Annotated in this window: 11 protein-coding genes; 10 read left to right on the forward strand and 1 reads right to left on the reverse strand. The window is 41.0% G+C overall.

Features of this window, described 5'->3' with window-relative positions:
* Nucleotides 1–45: 45 nt before the first annotated feature.
* The 9 genes from prfB (at nt 46) to ACXAEY_RS03390 (ending at nt 9584) form a co-directional block, all read left to right on the forward strand.
* A protein-coding gene (prfB, locus tag ACXAEY_RS03350) for a peptide chain release factor 2 (protein ID WP_270180106.1) occupies nt 46–1150 on the forward strand; the annotation gives its coding sequence in 2 pieces (ribosomal slippage) (nt 46–117 and nt 119–1150; 1104 coding nt in all).
* A 212-nt stretch (nt 1151–1362) separates the two neighbouring features.
* Nucleotides 1363–2232 (forward strand): YitT family protein, encoded by an 870-nt coding sequence (locus ACXAEY_RS03355; protein WP_270180105.1) that lies wholly within the window; start codon nt 1363–1365, stop codon nt 2230–2232.
* Between the two features lie 52 nt (nt 2233–2284).
* Nucleotides 2285–2656 (forward strand): c-type cytochrome, encoded by a 372-nt coding sequence (locus tag ACXAEY_RS03360; protein WP_474810508.1) that lies wholly within the window; start codon nt 2285–2287, stop codon nt 2654–2656.
* A 711-nt stretch (nt 2657–3367) separates the two neighbouring features.
* Nucleotides 3368–4054: a cell division ATP-binding protein FtsE gene (gene ftsE / locus ACXAEY_RS03365; RefSeq protein ID WP_270180103.1), complete on the forward strand. Its 687-nt coding sequence runs from the start codon at nt 3368–3370 to the stop codon at nt 4052–4054.
* The gene (ftsX, locus tag ACXAEY_RS03370) at nt 4044–4937 is read left to right on the forward strand and encodes a permease-like cell division protein FtsX (protein ID WP_270180102.1); all 894 of its coding nucleotides are present in this window, start codon (nt 4044–4046) and stop codon (nt 4935–4937) included. The genes ftsE and ftsX overlap by 11 nt, the downstream gene beginning before the upstream one ends.
* A 51-nt stretch (nt 4938–4988) precedes the next feature.
* Nucleotides 4989–6308, forward strand: a complete 1320-nt coding sequence (locus ACXAEY_RS03375) for a murein hydrolase activator EnvC family protein (protein WP_474810510.1) — start codon at nt 4989–4991, stop codon at nt 6306–6308.
* 153 nt (nt 6309–6461) lie between these two features.
* Nucleotides 6462–7904: a S41 family peptidase gene (locus tag ACXAEY_RS03380; protein WP_474814720.1), complete on the forward strand. Its 1443-nt coding sequence runs from the start codon at nt 6462–6464 to the stop codon at nt 7902–7904.
* A gap of 98 nt (nt 7905–8002) precedes the next feature.
* On the forward strand, nt 8003–9205 hold the full coding sequence (locus ACXAEY_RS03385; protein ID WP_474810511.1) for a PDZ domain-containing protein: 1203 nt from the start codon (nt 8003–8005) through the stop codon (nt 9203–9205).
* Nucleotides 9206–9353: 148 nt separating this feature from the next.
* Nucleotides 9354–9584: a DUF2198 family protein gene (locus tag ACXAEY_RS03390; RefSeq protein WP_474810512.1), complete on the forward strand. Its 231-nt coding sequence runs from the start codon at nt 9354–9356 to the stop codon at nt 9582–9584.
* A gap of 3 nt (nt 9585–9587) precedes the next feature.
* Here the strand turns inward: ACXAEY_RS03390 and ACXAEY_RS03395 are convergent, their stop codons facing one another.
* On the reverse strand, nt 9588–10451 hold the full coding sequence (locus tag ACXAEY_RS03395) for a sulfite exporter TauE/SafE family protein (RefSeq protein WP_474810514.1): 864 nt from the start codon (nt 10449–10451) through the stop codon (nt 9588–9590).
* Nucleotides 10452–10621: 170 nt separating this feature from the next.
* Here ACXAEY_RS03395 and uvrB point away from each other — a divergent pair, with 170 nt between their 5' ends.
* Complete coding sequence (gene uvrB, locus ACXAEY_RS03400) at nt 10622–12598, forward strand: excinuclease ABC subunit UvrB (protein WP_270180097.1); 1977 nt, start codon at nt 10622–10624, stop codon at nt 12596–12598.
* Nucleotides 12599–12603: the final 5 nt, after the last annotated feature.

Raw genomic sequence — 12603 nt, forward strand, 5'->3', positions numbered from 1 at the left:
GTACCTGCCCGTTCTATGTAAATAATTTAGTTGAGGTGTACGATTATGGAAATGCATGAAATTCGCAGTGAATTGAACACGATAGAAACAAGATTAAATGACTTTAGGGGGTCTCTTTGACTTAGAGAACAAAAGAGCCCGTATCAATGAACTTGAATTAGAAATGACCGTTCCTAGTTTCTGGGACGATCAAAATACAGCGCAAAAAGTCATCAATGAGTCTAATGCGTTGAAAGAAATGGTACACGAGTTCGATGCTCTTGAAGAAAGCTATGAGAACCTTGAAGTATCCTACGAACTAGTTAAGGAAGAGAACGATCAAGAACTCTTCGAGGAACTCGAGGTTGAGATTAAAGACTTAAAGAAATCCCTTAATGATTTCGAACGCACCTTATTACTAAGCGGGGAGCATGACAAGAATAACGCGATCTTAGAGCTCCATCCAGGCGCAGGGGGTACCGAGTCTCAAGACTGGGCTTCGATGCTTCTGCGTATGTACACAAGGTATGGTGAGAAGAAAGGGTTCAAAGTTGAAACCCTTGATTACTTGCCTGGAGACGAGGCTGGAGTAAAGAGTGTGACCCTAAACTTCAAAGGCTATAATGCGTACGGTTATCTTAAAGCTGAAAAAGGTGTTCATCGCCTTGTACGCATTTCGCCTTTCGACTCGAGTGGCCGTCGTCATACGTCGTTCGTTTCTTGCGAAGTTATGCCAGAGTTCAATGATGAAATCGAAATCGACATCCGAACAGAAGATTTAAAAATTGACACGTATAGAGCGAGCGGTGCTGGTGGGCAGCATGTTAATACAACTGACTCAGCGGTTCGTATCACGCACCTTCCGACAAACGTAGTCGTGAGCTGTCAGTCTGAAAGGTCTCAAATTAAAAACCGTGATCAAGCGATGAAGATGTTGAAAGCAAAGCTCTATCAGCGAAAGTTAGAAGAGCAAGAAGCCGAATTAGATGAAATCCGCGGCGAACAAAAAGAAATTGGATGGGGAAGTCAAATTCGTTCTTACGTTTTCCATCCATATAATATGGTGAAAGATCACCGTACGAATGTTGAAATGGGTAACACCCAGGGAGTGATGGATGGAGATCTTGACCCATTCATCGATGCTTACCTTCGCTCCCGTTTAAATGATTAATACAATCTCTTAAAAACATCCTCTGCACATGCAGGGGATTATTTTTTTTGTAGTGGGCATCCTACAACAAATCGACGCCACTTCAGCATGATAACGCGCTGCTATGGTGCGGTTTACACCCTACTAGTACGGTGATATACTACTGAAGGATTTTGCCTGAAAAATAGCAAAAATATGATTGAAATTTAATGAACAAGTGAGTGGAATAAACCATGATTGCAACAGTAACGAAATTCACAGCGAGAGATTCTTTTTCACGACTAATTCTTGAATACATAAGTGTACTGGTAGGATCCGCTATCGTGGCGATCGCCTTTAATCTATTTCTACTACCAAATAGTATAGCGTCCGGTGGCGTAAGTGGTATAAGTACGATTACAAAAGGTGTGTTCGATTGGAAACCAGCGTATGTCCAATGGGCGTTCAATATCCCATTGTTTATCAGTGGACTCATCTTTCTCGGGAAAAAGTATGGACCAAAGACACTAGCAGGCACTCTGTTTCTTCCTTTTGTTGTAAAGTTGACTGAAAATGTAGAGCCCGCTACAACAGATCCTTTACTTGGAGCTTTGTTTGGAGGACTTGGAGTAGGTCTTGGCCTTGGGATCGTGTTCCGTGGCAAGGCTTCGACGGGAGGAACTGACCTTGCTGCACAAATCGTGAATAAGTTCTCAGGGCTATCTTTAGGTACTTGTGTATTTATTATCGATGGCTTAATCGTTGCGGCTTCAGCATTTGTGTTTAGTCTTGAAGCTGCCCTTTATGCATTGATCGCCATGTACCTCACTGGAAAAACAATCGATGTTGTTCAATTAGGATTCGGATATTCCAAGATGGCTCTTATTATTTCTGAAAAAGAAGAAGAACTTCGAGAAGGGATTTTTTCCGTCATTGACCGTGGTGTAACAAGAATTTCTGGTCAGGGTGGTTATACCAACGACAAGCGTCCGATCCTGATGGTTGTCGTAACTCAAAATGAAGTGACAAAGTTAAAACAGCTTGTAAAGAGCATCGACCCATCTGCATTTGTAATCGTCTCCAATGCAACTGAAGTGCTTGGTGAAGGTTTTAAAAGAGAGTAAGCAGGTTATAGTAAAAGTAGCATTTCTTAACTTGATTACAGGGGTGGTAATGTTGAAAAGGTGGCTAACAGTTTTATTTGGACTCGTGCTCGCAATGGCTCTTACAGCTTGTGGTGGAAATAATGGAGATGAGGGTGCGATGAATGAAGGTTCTTCTGATGAAACGACTGAAGAAGAATCAGGAGATTCAGCACAAGACTACGATGTTGAAGCTGCTGAAGCAACCTACGAGCAACAATGTCTTCAATGTCATGGTGAGAACTTAAAAGGTGATGTAGGACCTGCCTTAACGAATGTCGGTGAACGCCTTTCTAAAGATACAATCTTAAACATCGTGCAAAATGGTAAAGGCCAAATGCCAGCGAACCTTGTCGAGGGAGAAGAAGCAGAGAATCTTGCGAGTTGGTTAGCGAATATGAAATAAACGAAGAGCACATGCAAATGCATGTGCTCTGTTTGTTGTTTTGCTCTCATTAATGTAGGAGTTTTAATACCTCTTGCTTTCTTGTGAACAACGTGTGAGACTCAAACGCCTTTTGAGGGTATTCACTCCTTCTATAGTCCGTTTAAATCAAATAAGACTTTTATCAACTATGCCTGCAATTTTTTTATATCTTATTGAGTTGATTTACTCTCTCAATAAAACCTTATTATAACGCGGGTTGGAGCGGAAGGATGCTCGACTCCTGTGGGACATGAGGGACTGGTGAGATCCCGCAGGAGCGCGCGACGAGGAAGCTCACCGCCCGCCCCACGGAAAGCGAGCATCCTGGAGCGGAAATCAATACTATTCCAATTAGCAGATAGTTCTTAATGCTTTTTTCAACAAATAGAGCACATGCGTTATGTATTTGCTTTTTTAATTCACTTATAGATAATCGTATTTCGACAAAAATGGCCTATAATATAAATCCCAATCTGATAGGGTTTCTAGGACATTATTAAACCACTATTGCAAAACATGTCAAAACAAGAAGCTATTGAAACAGAAATGTAATAAAAATTTGTCTTAAAATATCGAATTTGTTTGTTATAATATCTTCAGATGTAAGAGATAAAACGAATCAAGCTAATAATAAACACCTAGATCCTAATAGATTGCATCATGACTTTAGCAAGTAGGAAGTGGTAAAACGTGATCGAAATGAACGATGTATGGAAAACATACAAAAACGGAATAAAAGCGATTAATGGTATAGATGTAAAAATCAACAAAGGTGAATTTGTTTACATAGTTGGCCCAAGTGGAGCCGGTAAATCAACATTTATGAGAATGATGTATCGGGAAGAAAAGCCGACGAGTGGAAAGATTATCATTAATGGCAAAGACGTTGGAAAGATGAAGAATAAGAACGTCCCTAAACTGCGTCGTGACATTGGCGTGGTCTTTCAGGATTTTAAACTTCTTCCAAAGCTAACTGTCTATGAAAACGTCGCTTTTGCTCTTGAAGTCATCGAAGAAAATAAAACAGTCATTCGTAAACGTGTAATGGATGTTTTAAGTCTAGTGAACTTGAAAAACAAAGCAAGATTTCTACCAGATGAGCTTTCAGGTGGAGAACAGCAGAGGGTTTCAATAGCAAGAGCGATCGTAAATAATCCCGTGATCCTGTTAACAGATGAACCGACTGGTAATCTGGACCCGGACACAGCATGGGAAATTATGAATTTACTTGATGAAATTAACAATCGCGGTACAACTGTATTAATGGCAACTCATAATAAGGATATCGTAAATTCCTTTAGGAAGCGTGTTATTGCAATTGAAGACGGTTTGATCTCCCGTGATGAAGCAAGAGGTGAGTACGGGTATGAAGATTAAAACGTTTGGAAGACACAGTAAAGAAGCGTTTAAGAACATCGGTCGAAATGGATGGATGAGCTTTGCATCCATCTCAGCAGTTACTGTAACGCTCCTATTAGTAGGAGTTTTCCTAACATTAGTATTAAACTTAAATGCATTTGGAGATCAGTTAGAAGAAGATGTTGAGATCAGAACTTTCATCGATCTTACAGCTGAGAAAGAACAGCAGGATGAACTTAAAGCGAAAATCGAAAACATTTCTGAAGTTGAATCTGTTACGTTTCAGTCAAAAGAAGAAGGTTTAGATAACCTAATCGATAATCTTGGTGATCAAGGTGAAGTTTTCGAATCACTAAAAGACGAAAACCCATTGAGTGATGAGTTTGTCGTCAAGACAAGCGATCCTCAAGACATCAATCGCGTTGCTGATCAAATTAAGCAATTTGAGTACGTAGAGAATGTTGAGTTCGGTCAAGAGACCGTTAATAGATTGTTTAAAGTGTTAGAGATCTCACGAAATGTAGGACTAGGGCTCGTAATAGGCCTTCTATTCACTGCTATGTTCCTCATTTCAAACACAATTAAACTAACAATTGTTGCCAGAAGAACTGAAATTGAGATTATGAAATTAGTAGGTGCGACAAACTGGTTTATTCGCTGGCCGTTCCTTATCGAGGGCGTCCTGATCGGTATATTTGGAGCTTTGATTCCAATAGGCGTATTGATTTATGGCTATTACTTCTTAACAGATCTAATCAGCACGAGATACCCTACTTTCTTTATCGACCTATTACCAGTAACACCGTTTGTATACCAGCTTGCAGCTCTATTAGTTGTTCTTGGCGTCATCATCGGAGTCTGGGGAAGTCTTACGTCCATGCGAAAGTTTTTGAAAGTCTAACAACAAATTAAAAGATAAATAGATTGTCTATTTTTGGGGGAGGAAGAAAGATTGAAGTTTAAAGTAATGGCCACGGCATTAACGATTACACTCGGGTTAAGCACATTATCGACTACAGTCTCACCAGCACCTATACAAGCGAATTCACTTGACGAGAAACTTGATGATGTAAAAGATAAGCAGTCACAAAATGCAGATGACCTTAAAGAAAAGGAATCTGAGCTAGAAGAAGTTAAGAAAGAACAAGAACAAGTACAAGCAGAAATTCGTCGTATCGATCAAGCTGTAGCGGAAACAGATAACAAGATCACTACGAAAGAAAAAGAAATCGAAGAGACGATGTCTGAAGTAGAACAGCTTAAAGAAGAAATCAAGGCTCTCGAAAAGCGTATCGCAGAACGTGATAAGCTACTAAAAGACCGCGTTCGTTCCATGCAACAGAACAACGGAGGTTCTGTAGATTATATGGAAGTACTTCTTGGTGCGTCTAGCTTTGGTGACTTTGTGGAACGTGTTCTAGCTCTAAACACGATTGCTGAACAAGATAAGAAGATTCTTGAAGAGCACAAAGCAGACAAACTAGCGGTAGAAGAGAAGAAAGCAGAAGTCGAGAAGAAGCTCGCTTCCCTTGAAGAAAAGAAAGCTGAGCTAGAGTCTCTTAAAAAAGAACTCAGCGCTCAAAAAGCTGAAAAAGATAAGTTGATGGCGTCCCTTGAACATGAAGAGGGTGAGCTTCATGACCACATGTTGGACCTCAATGAAACTGCTGAAATTCTAAAAGCACAAGAAAAAGCAGTTCAACAAGAAATTAAGCGTGCTGAAGAAGCGGCAAGAAAAGCAGCTGCAGCTCGTGAAGCAGCAGCAAAGAAAGCGGCAGCTGAAAAGGCAGCGGCAAAGAAGGCAGCTACAAGCAATAACTCTAGCAGTTCGAACGAATCTACAGCATCAAGCGAACCTGCTCCTGCTGTTTCAAGCAGCTCAAGCTTCAGATGGCCAACTGCAGGACGAGTTACTTCTGGAATCGGACAACGCTGGGGTTCATTCCACGCAGGGATTGATATCGCACAAGGCGGTAAAAACCCAGTTTACGCAGCAGCAGATGGAACTGTACTACGTTCGTATTATTCAGACAGCTACGGAAACGTTGTATTCCTAACGCATAGCATCAATGGTCAAATGTTCACAACAGTTTATGCGCACATGAGAGACCTTGGCGTTTCCACTGGGCAATCAGTAAGCGCAGGTACTTACCTTGGAACGATGGGGAACACGGGAGCTTCAAAAGGACAGCATCTACACTTTGAAGTTCACAAAGGATCTTGGAACCAAAGTAAGTCGAATGCCGTTAATCCTTTAAACTACCTACCTTAAAATAATAAAGGCTCTGTTTTACAAGTGTTGGCTCCTATAGTTGGAAACATAATGAAAACAAGCCGGTCATATAGTACAATAAGATGAAAAGGCATCGCATCGCTAAGGTGTGATGCCTTTTCTTTCAAACTAGAAGAGGTGAGTAGATTGAATATAAAAGGGAAGGTTGTCGGCCTACTTGTCGTCATTGCCCTACTTGTGGGAGCTGGAGGTACATACGCCGTCATGTCGTTCTTTCAAGATGGTTCTGAGGGAGGAATCGAGCGATCTGTAGCGAACGGCTCTGAAAATGACATTGATTCTGAGGAACTCACGAAAATCAATAAAGCTTACGAACTCATAAATGATCGCTATGTAAGTGATGTTGACCAAAAGAATTTGCTTGATGGTGCAATAAAAGGAATGCTTGATACCCTTGAAGACCCTTATTCCGTTTATATGGATCCAGAAACTGCTGAGCAGTTTAACCAATCGTTAGGTTCTTCGTTTGAAGGTATTGGTGCAGAAGTGAATATGCAAGATGGCAGGGTAACGATCGTCTCACCTTATAAAGATTCCCCTGCAGAAGATGCCGGACTTCGTCCGAATGATAAAATCATGACGATCGACGGTGAAAGTACTGAGGGTCTTGACCTTTATGATGCCGTATTAAAGATTCGTGGTGAAAAAGGTACGGTCGTAAAACTGGGTATCCAGCGTCCTGGTGTCTCTGAAATATTAGAAGTCGATGTGACACGTGATGAGATTCCGATCGAAACTGTTTACTCGGAGACGATACAAAAGAATAATAAAACAATCGGAGTGTTGCAGATTACGTCATTCTCTGAGAACACATCTGAAAGTTTCTCAAAAGAACTGAAGAAGCTAGAAGATCAAGGGATCGATGGTCTTGTTATCGATGTGAGAAACAACCCTGGAGGTTTGTTGAATAGCGTGTCAGACATCGCTCAAGAAATTATTCCAGACGATAAGCCCTTTGTACAAATAGAAGATCGAAAAGGTGAGAAGCAGCGTTCCGTCTCTTCTCTTAAAGAAAAGAAGGACTATCCGATCGTTGGTCTCATCGATAGAGGAAGTGCTTCTGCCGCTGAAATTTTGGCAGGTGCGTTGAAGGAAGCAGGAGGCTATGAACTAGTTGGTGAAAAAACGTTTGGCAAGGGAACTGTCCAAACAACAGTTGATCTTGGTGATGGCAGTAATATCAAACTAACGATGTTTAAGTGGTTGACTCCTGATGGAAACTGGATTCATAAAGAAGGCATCAAGCCAACATTAAAGGCTGATCAACCTTCCTACTTTTATGTGAATCCATTAAATACCGAAAAAACGCTTCAGTATGATCAAAATAATAAACAGGTTGAATCAGCTCAAGTTATGCTAAAAGGGTTAGGGTTTGAACCTGGTAGAACAGATGGTTACTTTAGTGATAAGACGACTACGGCTGTTAAAGCATTTCAACGTTCAAACGATTTAACCGTTTCGGGTAAGATCAATGAAGAAACAGCTCAAAAACTACAAGAAAAAATCGTAGAGTCTATTCGAAATCCAGAAAACGATATTCAGTTAGAAACGGCTGTGGAACTACTAGCAAAGTAAATTAAGAAAAGGAAACGAGCTAGTTTTGTCGAAGCTATTCCGCAGGATATCCTGCGGAATTTTCTTTTGACAGGAATAGAAAGATGGAGGAGTAAATCATGGCGGAAACGATAGGTCTTTCCATAGTAAAAGGCATCATATCTTTTTTGATCAACCCACTTACGTATATTAGCTTGGTGGCAGCTTTTATGATCGGAATCTCACGAGTGAAACGAGATCGAAGGGATTTTCATACGCGAGTGCATGACGTTCTTGACGATGTGAAGTTTGCAATCGTTCCAGGGATTATCGCTGGGGTTTCACTATTCGGTTTAAACTTATTGTTAGGATTAGTCGTGCCGATGGGGATCGTCGTCGCTTTAAGTATCAGTGCTATTTTAATCCTAATTACAGGACAAATGCGTTTCTTATCTCCAGCATTTGTATTTATCCTTCCAGTTGCAGCAGTTCTTTTTTATGAACCTGTTGATCTAGGAAGTGAATGGTTGAACTCCTGGCAAACTGGGTTTGATTCCGTTTCATTAATCGCACTCGCAATTTTAGCAGGCGTATTGCTTATCATCGAAGGAGTTTTAATCAATCAGAATGCTAAGAAGCAAACATCTCCTAGGTTGGTGCGTAGTAAGCGTGGTAAACTCGTTGGTGCCCATGAAGTACAAAGACTTTGGCTGTTGCCACTCTTTCTCTTTCTTCCTTCAGGAACGATTGAAGCGACTACTTGGTGGCCCCTGTTGCAATTCGGAGATCAGACGTACTCTTTTCTAATCCTCCCATTGCCTATCGGGTTCCGAAAATTAATCCATCATACTTTGCCTGCACCAGAAATTAAACGAAATGGCGTTCATGTCGTCATACTCGGTGCTTTTGCTACAGTTCTAGGTGTAATAAGCTATACTATAAGTGCTGATTGGCTTGCTCTTTCGGTGTTCCCAATCATCGTAGTTGCCAGAGCAGCTATTTTACTTCTTCATAGAGGTATGAATAAACCTGCATATTTTAATGAGCGGAATGAGGGACTCGTTATTTTAGGAATCCTTCCTGAATCACCTGCCGATTCAATGAATCTGCAAGTAGGGGAAGTCATTTCAAAAGTGAACGGCATGTCCGTAGGTAATGGAACAGATTTTTATACTGCTCTCCAACAAAATGCAGCTTTTTGTAAGCTTCAGGTTTTGGACTTTAATGGAGAAATTCGATTTGAACAAAGAGCGCTTTACAACGATCAGCACCATGAGTTAGGTTTGTTGTTCGTAAAAGAACAGCGTCTGGATGATTCAATCGAATATGCCAGAGAAAGCTAAAATAAGGTTGTTGAGGTTTACCTCGACAACCTTTTTCTGAGTGTGAATCGTATAAGATTGTATAAGAATTTCATCCTGTCATAGCATTCTCTAACGAATGTGTTGTAAGATGGAGAAAGAGTTATGCTTTAGAGAGGGGAACCAACTCATGCAGGAAATATTAGCAGCTTTACTTGTTCCAGCGGTTGTGGCAGTTGTGTTTACACGCGTTACGTATAATAAATATGTTAGTCTTGGATTAGCACTGCTTTTCATGTGGGCAATCTTTGGAGGGTTTGATCACCCGATTCATTTAATTATTTTAACGATACTATCTGCTTTAATCGGATTTTACTTTTCTTCGAAAATACAAAAACAAAATAAGAAAAAGATAAAATAGCGTCTATTCCGAAGAGAATAGACGCTTGTTTTTCGTTCTATACTGATAGATAAAGTAAATGATCAGGGGTGTTATATAGATAGAAAGAACAATTAACCCCGCTACGGGTAATTGGAAAAGTTCCAAAATGACGCTGATCAATGTGAAGATATACAACGTTCCTAGCAATTTTCGAATCACGTCGTTGGAAACAAGTTCAGTGATACTTGCACCGATACGGGATCCAACTAATGCACCGACCACTAATAGTAAAGCTAGCGAGAACGGAATCGTCACACTTCCTATGTATGAAAAGAACCCTGTTGATACGATAATGAAGATGCTTGCAAGAGACGTTCCAATTGCTAGGCGTGGGGATAGATAAAGAACATTTATTAATAAAGGAACCATCACGAATCCACCACCCACTCCAAGAACAGATGAGATAAACCCACCGGTGAGTCCGATTAAAATTGTTCGAACAGGGGAAATGGAATACCCCTGAGCTTTTTCGCGGGTTGTTTTCTCAGTGAGCATAGACAATGCAAAATAACTGAGCAACCCTACATACAGGAGCGAGATGACAAGTTCATCGTATCCTACTGACTCTAAGTAAAGGACGAGTGGTTTGGCGATCTGAGTGCTTAGCATTCCACTAATCGATAATAAGAGGACAGTCTTCCAAAGAATATGGTTTTGTTGGTAATGTTTAAGAGCTCCTGAAACAGATGTGCTCATGCTATATAATAAGCTGATCGTAATAGCAGTTGAAGGCTCATAACCCAGTAGTAGGAGGATTGGCGTTAATAAAAAGCCGCCTCCTACGCCGAAGAAACCTGAAATTGCTCCGATTGCTAGTCCTAGTGGAATTGCGAGAAAAACGATCAATGTTAGTACTCCCTTTCATGCAGTTTGCTATCACTCAGCATACCTTAGATTGCGCGTTATCGGAAGCGCTAATAGAAAAAAAGGGGAATACCAGTTCGTTTTATTTGAAGAAAAAGCCATCTTTTATGCTATAATAAATTTTATGAAGAAAAGGAACGGAGGCGACTAAGGTGGAAAGACAGTTTGAATTGGTTTCAAAATATGAGCCTCAAGGAGACCAACCTGAAGCAATAAAAAAGCTCGTTGAAGGCGTGCATAATAATGATCGTTATCAGACCTTACTTGGAGCGACAGGTACTGGAAAAACATTCACGATGTCAAACGTTATTAAAGAGGTTAATAAGCCAACGCTTATTATTGCTCACAATAAGACGTTGGCGGGGCAATTATACAGTGAGTTCAAAGAGTACTTTCCTAATAATGCTGTTGAGTACTTCGTGAGTTATTACGATTACTATCAGCCTGAAGCTTATATTCCTCAATCGGACACGTTTATTGAAAAAGACGCAAGCATCAATGATGAAATCGATAAGCTACGACATTCTGCGACTTCGAGTTTGTTTGAACGTAACGATGTGATTATTGTGGCAAGTGTATCCTGTATATACGGTCTAGGTAATCCGGAGGAATACAAGAGCTTAGTCGTCTCTCTAAGGGCTGGAATGGAAAAAGACAGGGATGGGCTTCTACGTGATCTCGTAGACATTCAATATGCTCGTAACGACATTAACTTTACGCGCGGTACGTTCCGAGTTCGTGGTGATGTTGTTGAGATCTTTCCAGCATCAAGGGATGAAAACTGCGTAAGAGTTGAGTTTTTTGGTGATGAGATCGATCGCATTACGGAAGTGAATGCGTTGACTGGCGAAATACTTGGTCAACGAGAACATATTGCTATCTTTCCTGCTTCCCACTTCGTAACACGTGAAGAAAAAATGAAGATGGCGATCAAGCGGATCGAAGCAGAACTTGAAGAACAGCTGAAGAAAATGAATGAAGAAGGAAAGCTTCTTGAAGCGCAGCGACTAGAGCAACGAACAAAGTATGACATCGAAATGATGGCGGAAATGGGCTTCTGTTCTGGGATTGAAAATTATTCGAGGCATTTAACGCTTCGTGATGCTGGCGCTACACCATATACTTTACTAGATTACTTCCCTGATGATTTTCTGATCATGGTAGATGAGTCGCACGTTACCTTGCCACAGGTCAGGGGAATGTATAACGGTGACCAGGCGAGAAAAGGCGTTCTAGTCGATCACGGATTCAGGCTTCCATCAGCGAAGGACAACCGACCGTTAAGGTTCGAAGAATTCGAAGAAAAAGCGCATCAATTCGTGTATGTATCAGCAACACCTGGTCCATATGAAGAAGAGCACTCTACAAAAGTAGTCGAACAGATCATTCGTCCAACAGGGTTGCTTGATCCAACGATCGAAATCAGACCGATCGAAGGTCAGATTGATGATTTGCTCGATGAAATAAATAAACGAGCTGCAAAAAATGAAAGGGTGCTCGTTACGACGCTGACGAAAAAGATGTCAGAAGACTTAACTGACTATTTGGTTGAGATGGGCATAAAAGTACGGTATCTTCACTCAGAAATAAAAACATTAGAGCGTATTGAAATCATTCGTGACTTAAGACTCGGTGTTTTCGATGTATTGGTCGGCATTAACTTGTTGAGAGAAGGGTTGGACATCCCAGAAGTATCTCTCGTTGCAATTCTTGATGCGGACAAAGAAGGATTCTTGAGGTCTGAAAGATCATTGATCCAGACGATTGGACGGGCTGCTCGTAACTCCAGCGGTCAAGTCATCATGTATGCAGATAAAATAACGAAATCGATGGATATTGCAATAAATGAGACGAAGAGGCGTCGTGAAACGCAGCAAGCATATAACGAGAAACATAACATTACACCTACGACGATCAAGAAAGAAGTACGTGACTTGATTCGCGCAACGGTGGCTGCTGAGGAAGGTGAGGAATACACTGCACCTAAGCCAGGTAAGTTAAACAAAAAAGAACGTACGAAGATGATTGAAAATGTGGAGAAAGAGATGAAGGAAGCTGCGCGTGAGCTTAATTTTGAACGTGCTGCTGAGCTTCGCGATCTACTATTAGAGCTTAAAGCGGAAGGATGACGAAG

This window comes from Anaerobacillus sp. ABA4_114, from assembly GCF_056159065.1.

Coding starts and splice junctions, on each gene's coding strand:
- ACXAEY_RS03355 (WP_270180105.1), top strand. CDS start 1,363: ATGATTGCAACAGTAACGAAATTCACAGCGAGAGATTCTTTTTCACGA.
- ftsX (WP_270180102.1), top strand. CDS start 4,044: ATGAAGATTAAAACGTTTGGAAGACACAGTAAAGAAGCGTTTAAGAAC.
- ACXAEY_RS03390 (WP_474810512.1), top strand. CDS start 9,354: ATGCAGGAAATATTAGCAGCTTTACTTGTTCCAGCGGTTGTGGCAGTT.
- ACXAEY_RS03385 (WP_474810511.1), top strand. CDS start 8,003: ATGGCGGAAACGATAGGTCTTTCCATAGTAAAAGGCATCATATCTTTT.